Source organism: Brevibacillus sp. NRS-1366, assembly GCF_050467985.1.
Genome location: NZ_JBITPN010000013.1, coordinates 1 through 15,265 on the forward strand (window position 1 = coordinate 1; position 15,265 = coordinate 15,265).

The 15,265-nt window shown below is 47.3% G+C and carries 13 protein-coding genes and 24 tRNA genes; 7 read left to right on the plus strand and 30 right to left on the minus strand.

Features of this window, described 5'->3' with window-relative positions; all coding sequences use genetic code 11:
* Nucleotides 1–201: 201 nt before the first annotated feature.
* The 30 genes from ACIFQN_RS06895 to dnaA all read right to left on the minus strand — a co-directional run bounded on the left by ACIFQN_RS06895 (nt 202) and on the right by dnaA (nt 9,464).
* Nucleotides 202–286, minus strand: a tRNA-Leu gene (locus tag ACIFQN_RS06895).
* Nucleotides 287–295: 9 nt separating this feature from the next.
* Nucleotides 296–369 (minus strand) — tRNA-Arg (locus ACIFQN_RS06900).
* Between the two features lie 20 nt (nt 370–389).
* Nucleotides 390–465: transfer RNA gene (locus ACIFQN_RS06905), tRNA-His, on the minus strand.
* 20 nt (nt 466–485) lie between these two features.
* Nucleotides 486–559, minus strand: a tRNA-Trp gene (locus ACIFQN_RS06910).
* A 1-nt stretch (nt 560) separates the two neighbouring features.
* Nucleotides 561–637, minus strand: a tRNA-Met gene (locus tag ACIFQN_RS06915).
* Between the two features lie 31 nt (nt 638–668).
* Nucleotides 669–757: transfer RNA gene (locus tag ACIFQN_RS06920), tRNA-Ser, on the minus strand.
* 8 nt (nt 758–765) lie between these two features.
* Nucleotides 766–839: transfer RNA gene (locus tag ACIFQN_RS06925), tRNA-Gly, on the minus strand.
* Between the two features lie 7 nt (nt 840–846).
* Nucleotides 847–928: transfer RNA gene (locus ACIFQN_RS06930), tRNA-Leu, on the minus strand.
* Nucleotides 929–945: 17 nt separating this feature from the next.
* A tRNA-Pro gene (locus ACIFQN_RS06935) sits at nt 946–1,022 on the minus strand.
* Nucleotides 1,023–1,111: 89 nt separating this feature from the next.
* Nucleotides 1,112–1,185: transfer RNA gene (locus ACIFQN_RS06940), tRNA-Arg, on the minus strand.
* A 6-nt stretch (nt 1,186–1,191) separates the two neighbouring features.
* A tRNA-Gly gene (locus ACIFQN_RS06945) sits at nt 1,192–1,267 on the minus strand.
* Nucleotides 1,268–1,346: 79 nt separating this feature from the next.
* Nucleotides 1,347–1,433 (minus strand) — tRNA-Leu (locus ACIFQN_RS06950).
* A gap of 64 nt (nt 1,434–1,497) precedes the next feature.
* Nucleotides 1,498–1,573, minus strand: a tRNA-Lys gene (locus ACIFQN_RS06955).
* Nucleotides 1,574–1,582: 9 nt separating this feature from the next.
* A tRNA-Gln gene (locus ACIFQN_RS06960) sits at nt 1,583–1,657 on the minus strand.
* A gap of 18 nt (nt 1,658–1,675) precedes the next feature.
* Nucleotides 1,676–1,760, minus strand: a tRNA-Tyr gene (locus ACIFQN_RS06965).
* A gap of 60 nt (nt 1,761–1,820) precedes the next feature.
* Nucleotides 1,821–1,896, minus strand: a tRNA-Thr gene (locus ACIFQN_RS06970).
* Nucleotides 1,897–1,912: 16 nt separating this feature from the next.
* A tRNA-Phe gene (locus ACIFQN_RS06975) sits at nt 1,913–1,988 on the minus strand.
* Nucleotides 1,989–2,025: 37 nt separating this feature from the next.
* A tRNA-Asp gene (locus ACIFQN_RS06980) sits at nt 2,026–2,102 on the minus strand.
* A 76-nt stretch (nt 2,103–2,178) separates the two neighbouring features.
* Nucleotides 2,179–2,255, minus strand: a tRNA-Met gene (locus tag ACIFQN_RS06985).
* A 29-nt stretch (nt 2,256–2,284) separates the two neighbouring features.
* Nucleotides 2,285–2,360 (minus strand) — tRNA-Val (locus ACIFQN_RS06990).
* 111 nt (nt 2,361–2,471) lie between these two features.
* Nucleotides 2,472–2,548 (minus strand) — tRNA-Glu (locus ACIFQN_RS06995).
* A gap of 27 nt (nt 2,549–2,575) precedes the next feature.
* Nucleotides 2,576–2,651, minus strand: a tRNA-Asn gene (locus ACIFQN_RS07000).
* 6 nt (nt 2,652–2,657) lie between these two features.
* Nucleotides 2,658–2,733: transfer RNA gene (locus tag ACIFQN_RS07005), tRNA-Ala, on the minus strand.
* A gap of 90 nt (nt 2,734–2,823) precedes the next feature.
* A tRNA-Ile gene (locus ACIFQN_RS07010) sits at nt 2,824–2,900 on the minus strand.
* 233 nt (nt 2,901–3,133) lie between these two features.
* Nucleotides 3,134–5,059, minus strand: coding sequence for a DNA topoisomerase (ATP-hydrolyzing) subunit B (gene gyrB, locus ACIFQN_RS07015; RefSeq protein WP_429832320.1), 1,926 nt, complete (start codon nt 5,057–5,059; stop codon nt 3,134–3,136).
* Nucleotides 5,060–5,061: 2 nt separating this feature from the next.
* The gene (gene remB, locus ACIFQN_RS07020) at nt 5,062–5,346 is read right to left on the minus strand and encodes an extracellular matrix regulator RemB (protein ID WP_429832321.1); all 285 of its coding nucleotides are present in this window, start codon (nt 5,344–5,346) and stop codon (nt 5,062–5,064) included.
* A gap of 10 nt (nt 5,347–5,356) precedes the next feature.
* The gene (recF, locus tag ACIFQN_RS07025; protein ID WP_429832322.1) at nt 5,357–6,475 is read right to left on the minus strand and encodes a DNA replication/repair protein RecF; all 1,119 of its coding nucleotides are present in this window, start codon (nt 6,473–6,475) and stop codon (nt 5,357–5,359) included.
* A 16-nt stretch (nt 6,476–6,491) separates the two neighbouring features.
* Complete coding sequence (gene yaaA, locus ACIFQN_RS07030) at nt 6,492–6,707, minus strand: S4 domain-containing protein YaaA (protein WP_429832323.1); 216 nt, start codon at nt 6,705–6,707, stop codon at nt 6,492–6,494.
* 49 nt (nt 6,708–6,756) lie between these two features.
* Nucleotides 6,757–7,896 (minus strand): DNA polymerase III subunit beta, encoded by a 1,140-nt coding sequence (dnaN, locus tag ACIFQN_RS07035; RefSeq protein WP_429832324.1) that lies wholly within the window; start codon nt 7,894–7,896, stop codon nt 6,757–6,759.
* Nucleotides 7,897–8,102: 206 nt separating this feature from the next.
* Nucleotides 8,103–9,464: a chromosomal replication initiator protein DnaA gene (gene dnaA / locus ACIFQN_RS07040; RefSeq protein WP_429832325.1), complete on the minus strand. Its 1,362-nt coding sequence runs from the start codon at nt 9,462–9,464 to the stop codon at nt 8,103–8,105.
* Nucleotides 9,465–10,043: 579 nt separating this feature from the next.
* On the opposite strand from dnaA, the gene rpmH reads away from it, so the two are divergent.
* From rpmH to mnmE, 7 genes are all read left to right on the plus strand, one after another.
* On the plus strand, nt 10,044–10,178 hold the full coding sequence (rpmH, locus tag ACIFQN_RS07045; RefSeq protein ID WP_084766016.1) for a 50S ribosomal protein L34: 135 nt from the start codon (nt 10,044–10,046) through the stop codon (nt 10,176–10,178).
* 157 nt (nt 10,179–10,335) lie between these two features.
* Nucleotides 10,336–11,304, plus strand: coding sequence for a hypothetical protein (locus ACIFQN_RS07050; RefSeq protein WP_429832326.1), 969 nt, complete (start codon nt 10,336–10,338; stop codon nt 11,302–11,304).
* A gap of 141 nt (nt 11,305–11,445) precedes the next feature.
* Nucleotides 11,446–11,814 carry a ribonuclease P protein component gene (gene rnpA, locus ACIFQN_RS07055; protein WP_429832327.1) on the plus strand — a complete coding sequence of 123 codons (369 nt, stop codon included), beginning with the start codon at nt 11,446–11,448 and terminating at the stop codon, nt 11,812–11,814.
* A 4-nt stretch (nt 11,815–11,818) separates the two neighbouring features.
* Nucleotides 11,819–12,043, plus strand: a complete 225-nt coding sequence (yidD, locus tag ACIFQN_RS07060) for a membrane protein insertion efficiency factor YidD (RefSeq protein ID WP_429832328.1) — start codon at nt 11,819–11,821, stop codon at nt 12,041–12,043.
* Nucleotides 12,044–12,081: 38 nt separating this feature from the next.
* Nucleotides 12,082–12,840: a membrane protein insertase YidC gene (gene yidC, locus ACIFQN_RS07065; protein ID WP_429832329.1), complete on the plus strand. Its 759-nt coding sequence runs from the start codon at nt 12,082–12,084 to the stop codon at nt 12,838–12,840.
* Complete coding sequence (jag, locus tag ACIFQN_RS07070) at nt 12,837–13,466, plus strand: RNA-binding cell elongation regulator Jag/EloR (protein WP_429832330.1); 630 nt, start codon at nt 12,837–12,839, stop codon at nt 13,464–13,466. The genes yidC and jag overlap by 4 nt, the downstream gene beginning before the upstream one ends.
* A 369-nt stretch (nt 13,467–13,835) precedes the next feature.
* The gene (gene mnmE / locus ACIFQN_RS07075; protein ID WP_429832331.1) at nt 13,836–15,212 is read left to right on the plus strand and encodes a tRNA uridine-5-carboxymethylaminomethyl(34) synthesis GTPase MnmE; all 1,377 of its coding nucleotides are present in this window, start codon (nt 13,836–13,838) and stop codon (nt 15,210–15,212) included.
* Nucleotides 15,213–15,265 lie beyond the last annotated feature (53 nt).

Consider the following 15,265-nt stretch of genomic DNA (forward strand, 5'->3'; position numbering starts at 1 on the left):
TTCAGTTTTCAAAGAGCATTTGCTGTCGCACCTTTTCAAGTGCAGAACTCTATACTATCATATTCACCTGCCAGAGTCAACTACTTTTTTTACTAACTCTTTTAAGCTAGTAACATCGCATGCCAACTGGGCAGATTTATAATATAGCACGTTCTAACAAAAGAATCAAGTGCTTTTTAAATTTCATTGAAAAAAATTCAATGGTGCGGTCGGCGAGACTCGAACTCGCACGGGTCGCCCCGCCACCCCCTCAAGATGGTGTGTCTGCCAATTCCACCACGACCGCATGTAAAAACGTCTCAGGAGAGGTTCGAACTCCCGACCGTCCGCTTAGAAGGCGGATGCTCTATCCAGCTGAGCTACTGAGACATATTTTGTTTTGAAAAATATGGGGCGATCGATGGGACTTGAACCCACGAGTGCCGGAGCCACAATCCGGTGCGTTAACCCCTTCGCCACGACCGCCATATATATGAAAATAACTTTGGCAGGGGCAGTAGGAATCGAACCCACACCAAAGGTTTTGGAGACCTTCGTTCTACCGTTAAACTATGCCCCTATGGTAGCGGTGGAGGGGATCGAACCCCCGACCTTTCGGGTATGAACCGAACGCTCTAGCCATCTGAGCTACGCCGCCAAAATGATCAGCCTGATTCAGTAAAAAGAAGTGGCGGAGGGAGAGGGATTCGAACCCCCGTGAGCTTGCACTCTAACGGTTTTCAAGACCGCCCCGTTATGACCACTTCGGTATCCCTCCGCAAAAAATGGAGCGGGTGATGGGAATCGAACCCACGCGACCAGCTTGGAAGGCTGGAGTTCTACCATTGAACTACACCCGCAAAAATATGGTGCCGGTGAAGGGACTTGAACCCCCACGGTTTCCCTCACGATTTTGAGTCGCGCGCGTCTGCCATTCCGCCACACCGGCTTATCAAGTTGTAAAACTGGTCGGGAAGACAGGATTCGAACCTGCGACCCCTTGGTCCCAAGCCAAGTACTCTACCAAGCTGAGCTACTTCCCGATAATAATGTTTACTTTTATGTTGCGGGGCCCCCGAAAAGTACTCGGAGTTCGCTACAATGCTCTTCTTCACTTTTTGGGGTGTAGAAGCGTGCCCTGAGAGATTCGAACTCCCGACCTTTTGATTCGTAGTCAAACGCTCTATCCAGCTGAGCTAAGGGCACATGTTATGGAGCGGACGAAGGGTCTCGAACCCTCGACCTTCGCCTTGGCAAGGCGACGCTCTACCAATTGAGCTACGTCCGCATAAATAATTAATTAGTTGTGGGGTCCCCGAAAAGTATTCGGAATACGCTACAAAGCTTCACTTCACTTTTTGGGGGAATGGTGCGGTCAAGAGGACTTGAACCTCCACGGTGTTGCCACCACTAGAACCTGAATCTAGCGCGTCTGCCAATTCCGCCATGACCGCATTATCAATCCGGCACCCGAAAAGCCTTCAAAACAACACTCTACTTTTTTGGGTTAAAAAATACTGGTGAGCCATGAAGGACTCGAACCTTCGACCCTCTGATTAAAAGTCAGATGCTCTACCAACTGAGCTAATGGCTCGTATTAAAATGGCTGGGGTACTAGGATTTGAACCTAGGAATGACGGAGTCAAAGTCCGTTGCCTTACCGCTTGGCTATACCCCAATAGCCACGAAGTAAAGATGGTGGGGAGAGACGGATTCGAACCGCCGAACCCGGAGGGAGCAGATTTACAGTCTGCCGTGTTTAGCCACTTCACTATCTCCCCAGCTTTTCCTTGAAAAGCACTGTGCAAACAGCACGCACACGCTATTTTCTAGGTAAATTGTGGTGCCGGCAATAGGACTTGAACCCACAACCCCCTGATTACAAGTCAGGTGCTCTACCAATTGAGCTATACCGGCATATTTCATATAGTAATGGTGGCTCGGGACGGAATCGAACCGCCGACACGAGGATTTTCAGTCCTCTGCTCTACCGACTGAGCTACCGAGCCTCAAGCATTTGACGTTCCACCATTGCTTGAGAAAGAATGGCGGAGCTGACGGGACTCGAACCCGCGACCTCCGGTGTGACAGACCGGCGTGAACTCCAACTTCACCACAGCTCCATATTTGGTTGCACCCAAGGGCACTCCCATCTCACTTGAGCAAGAAGAACTTTCAACGTAGTTCAAGTGAAAAATTTGGTTGCGGGAGCAGGATTTGAACCTGCGACCTTCGGGTTATGAGCCCGACGAGCTACCGAGCTGCTCCATCCCGCGACGTTACTAAGTCACTTTATGAAATTAAGTGGTGGAGGCTGACGGGATCGAACCGCCGACCCTCTGCTTGTAAGGCAGATGCTCTCCCAGCTGAGCTAAGCCTCCGTAACCCCACAAAGTGACGAATATGCTTTGAAGCATATTCCGAGTACTTTGCGGGGGCCCCGTCAACTTCAATGATGCCAAGAAGCATCAAATCCACTTTGTGGGGTAGTATGGTGACCCGTAGGGGATTCGAACCCCTGTATGACAGCGTGAAAGGCTGCTGTGTTAAACCGCTTCACCAACGGGCCAGGATGAATGTTATATAAGTTTCTGAATGGCTCCTCGGGACGGACTCGAACCGCCGACCGATCGGTTAACAGCCGATTGCTCTACCAACTGAGCTACCGAGGAACAATATGGTGGAGCTGAACGGGATCGAACCGATGACCTCCTGCTTGCAAGGCAGGCGCTCTCCCAACTGAGCTACAGCCCCATGAAAGAAACCAAAAAAAGTGACGCTTATGCTTCGTTGGTTATTCCGAATACTTTTCGGGGACCCCTCAGCAAGAAGAAAAAGCTATAATGGTGGGCCTAGGCTGACTCGAACAGCCGACCTCACGCTTATCAGGCGTGCGCTCTAACCAACTGAGCTATAGGCCCGTATCCCTTCTGGAATTATAATCTAGCATAGATTTTAATTCATTGCAATAGAATTTTTCATATTTTTTATCAGATACAGCTAAAATTTTTAAAAAGTAGATTTACGTATATCTACCTAGCAAAAAGCAACCGTGTTTACACAATAAAAAAGAAGCTCAGCTATTCATAGCATGTATCAGAATACACCGCCTGAATAGCTGAGTCTTCCTACATGTCCTTCATTTGTTTGTCGATTAAATATCTAGATCGCGTACTCTTGAAGCATGCTGCTCAATAAACTCTCTGCGCGGTTCTACTTCATCGCCCATGAGCGTTTCAAATACCATATCCGATTCCATAGCGTCCTCTAGGTTTACTTGAAGAAGCGTTCGAACGTCTGGATCCATAGTTGTTTCCCACAATTGATCCGCGTTCATTTCACCCAATCCTTTATAGCGCTGGATATTGGGTTTAGGAGTCGTTTTCAAGGTTGCCAGAATTTCATCACGCTGCCTATCGGTATAGGCATAATGAATCTGCTTCCCTTGTTTAATACTAAAGAGAGGCGGTTGGGCAATATAAATATACCCTGCTTCAATCAATTGTCTCATGTAACGATAGAAGAATGTCAAAAGAAGGGTACGGATGTGAGAACCGTCGACGTCCGCATCGGTCATGATGACAACTTTATGGTAACGTGCTTTGGTAATGTCAAAATCTTCGCCGACCCCCGTACCTAGTGCGGTAATGATCATGCGAATCTCATTGTTGCCCAGAATTTTGTCGAGACGTGCTTTTTCCACGTTCAAGACTTTACCCCGTAGTGGCAGGATCGCCTGGAAATGGCGGTCACGACCCATCTTTGCAGAACCACCCGCAGAGTCTCCCTCTACGATGAACAGTTCTGACTCAGACGCGTCTTTAGACGAACAATCCGCCAATTTACCCGGCAATGCACTTACTTCCAAAGCGCTCTTGCGACGAGTCATTTCCCGAGCCTTCTTCGCTGCTTCACGCGCTCTGGCAGCCATCAAAGCCTTCTCGACCACTTTCTTGGCAATCCCCGGATTTTCCTCCATGAAGCTGTTAAAGCGATCGCCAAAAACAGACTCTGTAATGCTGCGGGCTTCAGAGTTGCCGAGCTTTGTTTTCGTTTGACCTTCAAATTGCGGCTCTTGAATCTTCACCGAGATAATGGCGGTAATCCCTTCGCGCACATCGTCACCAGAGAGATTCTGATCCTTTTCCTTCAAAAAGTTGAACTTGCGGCTATAGTCATTAATCACACGAGTAAGGGCTGTTTTAAAGCCGGTTTCGTGAGTTCCGCCCTCATGCGTATTAATGTTATTGGCAAAAGAGTAAATATTGCTGACGTAGCTATCGTTGTACTGGATAGCTACTTCGACCAGCAAGCCATCCTTTTCGCCTTCACAATAAATAACCTCGTCATGCAAAGCCTCCCTGTTCTTGTTCAGGTACTCAACGAATTGCACGATACCGCCCTCATAATGGAACGATTCTTCCCGCTCCTGATCAGGACGTGCATCCTTTAGCGTAATGCGCAGTCCTTTATTCAGGAAAGCCAGCTCGCGAATCCGTTTTTGCAGGAGGTCGTATTCAAAGACTGTGGTTTCGGTAAAAATAGTCGGGTCAGGCTTAAACGTAACCTTTGTCCCGCTGTCTTCCGTTTCACCAACGATAGCGAGGTCCGCTTCTGGAGCACCTACACGAAAACGCATGTGATAAATGTTGCCGTTTTGTTTGACTTCGACTTCCATCCATTCGGAGAGCGCGTTCACAACCGAGCTACCTACACCGTGCAGACCACCTGAAACCTTGTATCCGCCACCACCAAATTTACCGCCGGCGTGCAAAACGGTCAAAACAGTTTCTACAGTTGATTTACCAGTCTTTTCATGAATGCCGGTTGGAATTCCCCGGCCATTATCGGTTACAGCTATGGAGTTGTCCGGCTGAATGACTACCAAAATCTCGTCACAATAGCCGGCAAGTGCTTCGTCGATGGCGTTGTCGACAATCTCCCATACCAGGTGATGCAAACCGCGGCTGCTGGTCGACCCGATATACATGCCGGGACGTTTCCGAACTGCCTCTAACCCTTCCAGCACCTGAATCTGACTAGCGTCGTAGTTTGTATCTTTTGTCGTCACTTGATCCACTCTTAAGTCAACTCCTCTACTTCAGCTTGTACTAAGGGAACCTGATCCAAGCTGTCCACGAACTGAGCGCGTCGCTTTAGCGTCAGAGAAGAAATAGGTGAACAGTATATGGCATCCTGGGTGATTACATACGACTTTGTTTCTTCCTCGCTGTGATCAACAACGGTTTTCCGTTTTTCATGCAAGAAAGCCTTATTGATTTTGGAGGATTTGACAGTCTGATGGTCGAGAATGGAAATGACTTCCTTTGTGCTCACCACAGTATCTCCACCAATGTGTATAAACATCCCTGATCCCCTACCTTTCCCCCGAGATTTTCCCTTCCTTCACGTAAAAACGAGAGGCTTGCTGGAGAACCTGATGCTTTAAGCCTTCCACACCCGTTGTGCTTACAAACGTCTGAACCCGATCCTGAATGGTTTCGAGCAGCAGGGTTTGTCGATGTTCATCCAACTCTGACAAGACATCATCTAACAAAAGAACGGGGTATTCGCCTACTTCTTCTTTTATCAGCTCGATTTCGGCCAATTTGATGGACAGCGCGCTGGTGCGTTGCTGTCCCTGAGAACCGTACGTCTGTACATCCATGTTGTTCACCTTAAGTGAAAAATCATCACGGTGCGGTCCAATCAGGGTGCTTCCCCGCATGATTTCTCGGTCGCGAACCTCTTCATAAGCAGCCAATAGCTTATCAACTGCCTGGTCTACTGTCATCTCTTCCGTGACGGGCGATGAGTTTTCGTAATGCAAGGAAAGCATTTCCCTGCCGTCGGTAATGCCAGTGTGGATCTCTTGTGCCCACGTTTCTAGCTTGCGAATAAACTCAAAACGCTTCCGTAACAATTTTACAGCTAAATCGGCTAATTGGGTATTCCAAATTGCCAGCATTTCCAGCGAGTTACTTTTTTTCATGGCCAAATCCTTCAAAAGCTGATTTCGCTGGGCCAGCACCTTGTTGTAATTGCTCAAATAATACAGATACGTTGGAGATACTTGCCCGATTTCCATGTCAATAAAGCGTCTGCGCTGAGCAGGAGCTCCTTTCACGATGGACAAATCCTCCGGAGCAAACATCACGACATTCAATGCTCCCACATAGGCACTGAGCTTCTGCTGCTCCATTCCGTTGATTTTGGCCCGCTTTCCCTTTGCTGTCAACTGCAGCTCCAAACGAACAGAACCGTAGCGACGAAGAACATCGCTACGGATAGCGGCATAATCAGCCTCCCAGGCAATCAGCTCCTTGTCTCGGGGCGTGCGATGGGATTTGGCCAGGGCCAACACGTATATGGATTCCAGTACATTTGTTTTGCCTTGAGCATTGTTGCCAATAAATAGCTGAATCGGACCGTCAAATGACAGGGAGAGCGATTCGTAATTGCGATAGTTGGTTAGCGACAGGTTCTTGAGAAACAAGAATCACGCTCTCCTCTCAGCGGCGTACCACTTGATAGCGGCCATAGCCTTCAATCGCCACTTCATCGCCAGGATATAGCTTGCGGCCGCGCCGGTTATCGAGCTCACCGTTGATCTGGATCGGCACTTCAGCCAGAAATGCTTTTGCCATACCTCCAGTATCAATGACTTCCGCCAGCTTTAAAAATTGCCCGAGGGCGATATATTCGGTCGTGATGGAAACCTCACGCATGGTAGGGCCCCTTTCTTTTACGTAAAAACATTCCTTTACGAAAAAACGCCTAGTAGGTACGCACTGGCAAAATCAAATGAAGCATCCAATCATGGTCAGTTGGACGAATGACAAATGGACTCATAGGGCCAGTAAAGCTTGCTTTAATTTCGGTGCTGTCAATCGCACGCAGGGCATCGATCATGTATTTGGCATTGAAGGAGATTTTGAGCTCTTCTCCATTCATCGCTTTCGGCGTCAACATGTCTGTTACTTTCCCGATCTCTGGAGCATTTGATGTGATTTCTACGCTTCCATCAGATAAAGTAACCAATTTTACCACGTTTGATTTGCCTTCGCGACTCAGCAGGGAAGCGCGCTCAATCGATTGCAGCAACTCTTTTGTGCTAACTGTGATCTCGGTTTTGCTGCCTTGTGGAATGATTCTGGTCGTGTCCGGGTACGTTCCCTCCAACAGACGGGAATAGAACAGAATGTGTTTCGACTTCACCAGGATCTGGTTTTCCGCTACGACGATATCAGCAGGGTTTTGGTCGTCATCCAATATTTTTACCAATTCATTACAACTTTTACCCGGTACGACCACGTTATGGAAAGAAAGATCCTCCGGGCATTCTACCATTGCCGTACGGCTAGCCAAACGGTGGCTGTCTGTTGCAACAAAGCGCAGTTGTCCTTGATCGAGCGACCACATTAAGCCAGTCAAAATCGGACGCATCTCGGATGTGGATACACCAAATACGGTTTGACGGATCATGGCTTTCAAAAGATCACATGGAACGCTGAAAACTTTATCCTCTTCCAAGTGCGGCAACTGAGGGAATTCATTCGCATCCATCCCATTAATGGTGAATTCGGCTTGGCCGGAACGAATTTGGGTTACGAGGCGATCATCAACCTGAATGTGGATTTCGTTGCTAGGCAGTTTGCGTACGATCTCGCTGAAAATACGCGCTGTCAATACGATACTGCCTGGCTGATGAATCGTAACTCCCCATTCTCCTGCTTCTTCCAGTGGAATCTGAACTTCGATGGATACATCAGAATCACTTGCCGTTAGAGTGAGTCCTTCATCATCAGTCTTTATCTTGATCCCGGTCAAAATTGGAATGGTTGTTCGGCTAGAAACCGCTTTGCTGACATGCGACACGGCATTAGATAGCTTGTCTCGCTGAACGGTAATGTGCATCAAAGTGAGCCTCCCTCTTTTTAGACGCTATTTTTTCCCTCACCATGCATAATGGCTGCGCCTTTATCATATCTTATTAGGATATATCTTTTTAACAGAAGTAGTAATAGGGCCTGTGGATTTGTGGATATGTGGATCAAACACGTAAAAGAGAGCCTATACACATGTGGGTAAGTTGTGTATAGGCTTTTTGCGTTATTCACAGTTTAGTGGTGAGCTTTTAGTTTTTCAATGAGCGATTGAATCGTTGTCTGCATTTGCGGATCACTAGCCAGGGCACGAGAGATTTTTTCATGTGCATGGATGACTGTTGTGTGGTCGCGTCCGCCGAATTCGTCTCCGATTTTGGGCAGGGAAGCATCAGTCAGCTCTCTGGAGAGGTACATAGCGATTTGTCTGGGAAAAGCAACGGTTTTGGTCCGTTTTTTCGCTTTAAAATCCTCCAGCTTGAGATTATATGCATCGCCCACAGCTCGTTGAATGTCAATGATGGTGATAACGCGAGGGCGAGAAGACGGAATGATATCTTTCAGCGCCTCTGCGGCCAATTGCGTATCAATATCGCGATTAATCAAGGATGAGTACGCTACAACACGAATCAAAGCACCTTCCAGCTCGCGAATATTGCTGTCAATTTGGTTAGCGATATACGCCATCACTTCATTAGGAATGTCCAGATTCTCCGCTTTTGCTTTTTTGCGCAAAATGGCGATCCGTGTCTCAAGATCAGGCGGCTGAATATCCGTAATCAAGCCCCACTCAAATCGGGAGCGCAGGCGATCCTCCAGAGTCGGGATCTCCTTGGGCGGCCGGTCAGAGGAGATGATGATCTGCTTGCTTTCTTCGTGCAAAGCATTGAATGTATGGAAAAATTCTTCCTGGGTCGACTCTTTTCCAGCCAAAAACTGAATATCATCAATTAAAAGGACATCCACGCTACGATATTTATTGCGGAATTCGACCGCCTTATTGTCGCGAATGGAGTTGATGAATTCATTTGTAAATTTCTCAGATGACAAATAAACCACTTTTGCCGAAGGATTGTGTTGAACCACATAATGGCCGATCGCATGCATCAAGTGGGTTTTGCCAAGACCGACACCCCCGTAAATAAAGAGGGGATTGTATGCTTTTGCTGGAGCTTCTGCGACCGCGAGAGACGCCGCATGAGCGAATCTATTCCCAGAGCCAATGACAAACGTGTCGAAGGTGTACTTGGGATTCAAAATACTGGGCGGCTGATCATCCGCAGCAGTAGGCGGAGCACTGGCTTTTACCCGTGGGGTAGGCTGTTCATCGGCAAATGCGGGGTCAAGATTCTGCAAGACGACGAATTTTACCTTCATATTAATACCAGTTACTTCATATAGTGTATCGGTAATCAGTTGAGCGTACCTAGTTTCGAGCCAATCTCTGGCAAAGTCATTGGGCGCTACGACAATCAGTGCATCTTCTTCCAAAGTAGTTGCTTTCGTCGCCTTCAGCCAGGTATCAAAACTGGGTTTGCTTAGCGATTTTTCTATCTTGGCCAAAACTTTGCGCCATAGCTCGCTAATCGCTGCATCCAACCAGAATCCCTCCTTTTGGACAATCCGTAAAATAAATTCATCAATCGAAAATATAACGAAAAAATGCAAAAATCTGTTATGTGCCACCCGTTTGTCAACATGATCGTTGGTTGTCGACTGTGGATAAAAAAAGTCGAAAAAAAGGGATTACACTCGGAGAAGAGAAAAAAAGCAGACGGTTATCCGCACCCATGTGAGTAACAACATACACAAAGGAAGGAATCTGTCCACAAACTTATCCACATGCTGTGGAAAACCTGAATTACCTATGGAAGTTATTCACGCTTCAAAACAAAAACATAATAACAGATATAACGCATGGTATCAATGGTTTTTTCATACTTATCCACAAACACAACCTCTGGTGCTATGTACATATGCACATGTCCATATTTTGTGTACAAGCTGTAGATAAACTTGTCGATTTTTGTTTTTGTGGATAAAATGATATCCACAGGTCCGGGAAATAGTTTTATGGGGATATTTGCCTTGGTAATGAAATTCCACTGTAACTTGACTTTTTAGGCATATGTTTTTATAATGCAAAAGAATGTCTGTGGAAGACGGAGGTGTATAGTAATGAGACCAACATTTAATCCTAACAACCGCAAGCGCAAAAAGGATCACGGATTCCGTAAGCGCATGAGCACAAAAAATGGCCGCAAAATCTTGGCTGCTCGTCGTCAAAGAGGTAGAAAAGTTCTTTCCGCATAAGGCCACTCTTTTAGTGGTCTTTTTGTTTGCCTGTTAAGTCGGAAAATTCTTTGTTCATGCGAAAAGAGGAAGTCCTGCAGCGATGTTGAAACCTTTTGGAGGAGTTTAATTACCTAGCTACTAAAAGGAAGAAGCATGAAAAGGCCAGGAGGAATCCATGGAGCGGAACGAGAGTTTTACCGACTTTTTTGTTTTATTGGCCCAAGACTTTTTAAAGGAAGAGTCTTTTCCAAGCATGGTCTGCGCTTATGCAGGGGGATCCGTTGGAAGAGGAGAGGCAGATGCCCATAGTGATCTGGATCTGAACATCATTGTGGAGGGCAAAAGCGACCACACCAGCGAGAATAGGGAGTTCAGAGGACAGATTATTCAGCTTCACATTCATCCTGCTCCAATCAATGAGACCGTGTACGAGAGACCATGGTCGTGGCGCTATATAAAAGAAGCAAGACTGATTTACGATCCACAGGGGCGCTATTCGACTTGGTTCCACTTTATGCGTGATTATCTCGACTCCGAAGAGGGAAGAGGCAAAATGCTGGAGCAAGCAAAGAGGGACATTGATCAGTACCACGATACTGCAAGTCTCGCGCTCGCCGAGGGATTTGACTATTCGGCTTATCTGGCAGCTTGGGCAGGTTGGACTTGTGCTGTGCAAATGTATGCTTATTTTTGCAAAGGAACGGCAGCGGATGGCTGGTTATTTCCCCTCATGAAAGAGACAGGTCAATGGGAAGTGATTGAGAGGCTTCTTTTAGAGAGCTACGGTGCCAAACAGGATGTACAAGACCGAATGGGGCTGATAGCCGCCTATCGGGCGTACCTGCGTTCTCAGCGGGATAGGGACATGTTTGCTCTGGACCCCCTAAACGATATCCTGTTACGGCGAAAACTAGAGCGCTTGAGGCGGCAAAAAGAGGAGGGAGCTGCGAAGTTTCTCTTATTTTCGGAAGCCATTTGGCTCTATCTTTGTGAGGATGCAGACCAATGGCTGGAGAATCACTGGGAGTCACTTCCACGCGGGCTTCTTTTGCGGCTAAAAGAGTTAGGATTTTTACAAGCGGATGAAGAGCTGATCAACCGTTTACGTATCCATAGCGATGAAATAATCGCTACGATCTGCTAATCTACGGCGATCCTTTCTCTTTTTTTCTGATTTTCTTGTAAACAAAGTGCGCTTATGGGAAAAAAGTGGACGAAACAAGGATATACTGGTAGATGCTGTTTACGTTTTCTACTATAATTGTGATGTTAGGGGTTGTTTACCTTGCATCGTTCACACCGGCTCAAAAAAAATGAGCACTTTCAAGCAGTGTTTCAACGAGGAAGTTCGGCTGCTAATAAGCAGTTTGTCCTATATTCCGCCAAGCAAGAGGGACAAGCAGCTTTTCGCGCCGGGATTTCCGTAAGTAAAAAAATTGGCAACGCCGTTATCCGTAACAGGGTCAAGCGGCTCATACGCGAGGCGGTAGCACGCTTGGAAACCGCCATTCCACTCGGTCTGGATCTTGTCATCATCGCCCGTCCAGGAGTGGAAACGATGACCCTTGAAGCCATTGAGCAGTCACTATTGCACGTCATGAAACGAGCCAAAGTGATCAAACAGGCACCCGTACATAATGGAAAAAGAGGGTGAAACGATGTTGGCGAAAGTCATGGTTTGGTTGATTCGTGGATACCAATTATTTATTTCTCCACTGAAGCCACCCTCATGTAGGTTCGCGCCCACCTGTTCCCACTACGCCATCGAATCGATTCGTCGATTTGGGCCGTGGAGGGGAGGATGGTTGGCCCTTCGTCGCATCCTTAAATGCCATCCGTTCCACCCGGGCGGGTTTGATCCGGTCCCGGATCAACGCAAATAATCATACCTCAATTGAAGCGGGGAAAAGGAGGATCACCCTTGAGTAGACGCACCCTCAGCATTCTTATGCTGACCTTGCTGGTTCTAGTTTTGTCGGGCTGTAATCCGCAGACTGCTGCACCAATCGGCCCTGACGCAACCGGCATCTGGGACAAGTATTTAGTATATCCCTTGTCTTGGTTGATTAAAGAGAGCGCACTTATACTCGGTAACAACTACGGACTGGGTATTCTGGTAGCTACAATCATCATTCGCCTGATTGTACTGCCTTTGATGGTGAAGCAAATCAAGAGCTCCAAGAAAATGCAAGAGCTTCAGCCAGAAATGCAAAAAATCCGTGAGAAGTACAAGAATGATCCGCAAAAGGCTCAACAGGAAACAATGGCTGCTTTCCAAAAGAATGGTGTCAATCCATTGGCTGGTTGCTTGCCAATGCTGGTACAAATGCCGATCCTGATTGCGTTCTACCATGCGATTATCCGTACGACGGAGATCAAGACACAAAGCTTCTTGTGGTTGACGTTGGGCGAAAAAGACCCGTACTATATCTTGCCGATCGTTGCAGCAATTACAACCTATCTACAATCCAAAATGATGGGACAGGCAACACAAGGCAACCCGCAAATGCAAATGATGATTATCATGATGCCGTTGATGATTCTGGCAATTGCGGTTACCTTGCCTTCAGCTCTTTCTCTGTACTGGGTGTACGGTAACCTGTTTACGATTGTACAAACCTACTTCCTGTACCGGGATAAGGGTAATAAGCTTACTCCTAAGGAGGGAGCCTCCAAGTGAAAAAGGTGGTTGCTACGGCAAAAACGATAGACGATGCTGTGCAGAAAGCTTTGCTGGAATTGGGTGTGCCGCGTGAAAGGGCAAGTGTCCGTGTTCTAGAGGAACCGAGCAGAGGTCTGTTTGGATTGATCGGGGCCAAGGACGCTAAGGTGGAGGTAGAATTTCACTTTGATCCGGTTGCACAGGGACGTGACTTTCTTCAAGACGTTTTGTCAAACATGAAGGTAGATGCCAAAGTGGAGACACGTTCAAATGAAGAGGGCATGCTGTTTGACATCCAGGGAACGAATCTGGGAATCATTATTGGCCGTAGGGGACAAACTCTTGATTCATTACAGTATCTCGTAAACGTCGTAGCGAACCGTCATGCGGAGAAACATGTTCGCATCACGTTGGACGCTGAAAATTACCGGCTGCGCCGCAGGGAAACACTGGAGCAGTTGGCGGATCGGGTGGCGAAAAAAGCCCTATCAACCAAGCGTGATGTGCGCCTGGAACCGATGTCGGCTGCCGAGCGGAAAGTAATCCATGCCTTTTTGCAAAAAAGAGCAGATGTGGTTACCTTCAGCGAAGGAGACGAACCCAATCGATATATTGTAATCGCACCGAAAGAAGCCTCTCGTTAGGCTTCTTTTTTTTCTGTATTTTTTTTGCGTTTATGGTTATCCACTGTGGATAATCCGTGGTAGGATTGGAGTATCCAAAAAAAGATCATACTGTGGATAACAAAAGCGTAGCAGCAACCTTGAGCAGGAGGTTGCTTTTTCCTGTTGAGTGTGCGGCAGCAGTCCGAAAATCTGCACTTTCTTTTGGAATTTTTCAGGTCGATCTGTTAAGCTAGTAAGTTAGTGGCTGACTCGTTTGAACGTATAAGAATTTAAGCGCGAACGCTTATGAATTCTGGAGCGCATGAAACATTCCGCTAAAACGCGGTCGCTCATCTTTGAGGAGGCCTCGATAGAGGTTTTCTTATTGGAAAGCTTGAGGTGAATATCATGAAATTCGATACGATAGCGGCGGTCGCTACTCCGATGGGGGAAGGCGGTATTGCTGTGATCCGGGTAAGTGGACCGGAGGCGATCGAAGTTGTGGATAAGATATACAAAGGAAAACAACAGTTGTCCACTGTGGACAGTCATACGATTCACTACGGTCACTTGTATGATCCACTGACAGGTGCGCGAGTGGAAGAGGTGCTGGTTTCCGTTATGAAGGCACCGCGGACTTTTACGCGGGAGGATGTAGTTGAAGTGAATTGCCACGGAGGGATCGTTTCCGTGGAAAAAGTGTTGGAGCTCATTTTGGACAATGGTGCACGATTGGCAGAACCAGGTGAGTTTACAAAGCGTGCATTTTTAAATGGCCGCGTCGATTTGTCGCAAGCTGAAGCTGTTATTGATTTAATTCGGGCGAAGACAGACAGGGCGATGAAAGTGGCGCTCAATCAGGTGGAGGGAAAGCTGTCTCGTCTCATTCGAGGGCTGCGACAGAATCTGATCGAAGCCATGGCTCATATAGAAGTGACGTTGGACTATCCGGAGCATGATGTCGAGGAATTTACACAGAACTTCTTACGAGGCAAATGTGTAGAGGTGAAAGAGGAGATAAAACGGCTGCTACAGACGGCGAAACAAGGGAAAATTTTGCGGGAAGGTCTGTCTACCGCGATTATCGGGCGCCCGAATGTAGGAAAATCCTCTCTATTAAATAGCCTTGTCCAAGAGGAAAAGGCAATCGTTACCGATGTGGCGGGCACTACTCGTGATGTGATTGAAGAATACGTCAACGTACGTGGTGTTCCATTGCGTCTGATCGACACGGCTGGGATTCGGGATACGGAAGATATCGTCGAAAAAATTGGGGTAGAGAAGTCGAGGCAGCTTTTGCAAAAGGCAGATCTTGTCCTGCTCGTCATCAACTACAACGAGCCGCTCACTCCAGATGATTATTCGATTTTTGAAGCGGCTAAAGGATTCCAGGTCATCGTCATTGTGAATAAATTTGACCTGCCGCAGAAGGTCGATTTAGAAGAAGTAAAAAAACAATTTCCACAGCAGCCGTTGATCATGACATCGGCGCGGGAGGAGACGGGGATCGACCTGTTGGAGCAGGCGATTGGGGATATCTTCTTCAGTGGCCGGGTGCAGCAGGATGATTTAACCTACGTGAGCAATGCACGCCACATCCAACTGCTCCGGCAGGCGGACCGTGCGATAGATGAAGCATTAGCTGGAATTGATGATTTGATGCCAGTTGATATGATCCAGATTGATATTAAAAAGGCATGGGAGCTGCTTGGTGAAGTCATCGGTGAGAGTGTTGGTGAGGATTTGATTGACCAGATATTCTCCCAGTTTTGCCTCGGTAAGTAAGGAAAGCGGGCAAGTGGAGTCTTGTTCGAAAGATGTAGTACTCACAAGTAAGG

Excerpts from the sequence above, each read along its gene's own strand:
- mnmE (WP_429832331.1), top strand. The coding sequence starts at position 13,836 with ATGAAATTCGATACGATAGCGGCGGTCGCTACTCCGATGGGGGAAGGC.
- remB (WP_429832321.1), bottom strand. The coding sequence starts at position 5,346 with ATGTTTATACACATTGGTGGAGATACTGTGGTGAGCACAAAGGAAGTC.
- ACIFQN_RS07050 (WP_429832326.1), top strand. The coding sequence starts at position 10,336 with ATGGAGCGGAACGAGAGTTTTACCGACTTTTTTGTTTTATTGGCCCAA.
- yaaA (WP_429832323.1), bottom strand. The coding sequence starts at position 6,707 with ATGCGTGAGGTTTCCATCACGACCGAATATATCGCCCTCGGGCAATTT.
- dnaN (WP_429832324.1), bottom strand. The coding sequence starts at position 7,896 with ATGCACATTACCGTTCAGCGAGACAAGCTATCTAATGCCGTGTCGCAT.
- yidD (WP_429832328.1), top strand. The coding sequence starts at position 11,819 with ATGTTGGCGAAAGTCATGGTTTGGTTGATTCGTGGATACCAATTATTT.
- rpmH (WP_084766016.1), top strand. The coding sequence starts at position 10,044 with ATGAGACCAACATTTAATCCTAACAACCGCAAGCGCAAAAAGGATCAC.